We start from the raw sequence: 441 nt of genomic DNA on the forward strand, positions 1-441 counted from the left end.
GGATCGTGGCGCCCTCGTCGGGCTGGACCCGGATCACCACGGCGTTCTGCCCGAAGTCATCATCCGTGTGGTCCCGGAACAACAGGTTGGGGGCGCGCTTGAACACCACCGCGATCTCCGTCACCCGCCGCCCCAGGCGCTTCCCGGCACGCAGGTAAAACGGCACACCGGCCCAGCGGCGGGTGTGGATGTCCACCCGGATCGCCGCGTAGGTTTCCGTGGTCGAGTCCGCGGGGATGCCTTCTTCCTGCAGGTAGCCCTGGACCTGTTCACCGCCCTGCCAGCCGCCGGTGAACTGCCCGCGCGCCGAGTGCGTGGACAGGTCCTCGGGGAGCTTGACCGCGGCGAGGACTTTTTCCTTCTCCGCGCGCAGGTCATCGGCGTTGAAGGAGATGGGCTCCTCCATCGCGGTCAGGGCCAGCAGCTGCAGCAAGTGGTTCT

General features: G+C 67.8%; 1 pseudogene. It reads right to left on the reverse strand.

Annotated elements, in window-relative coordinates:
• Positions 1 to 441, reverse strand: a pseudogene (locus tag AC5RTT_RS20780) (glucose-6-phosphate dehydrogenase); the annotation flags it as partial.

It is taken from the genome of Arthrobacter sp. Y3221157 (genome assembly GCF_059089865.1).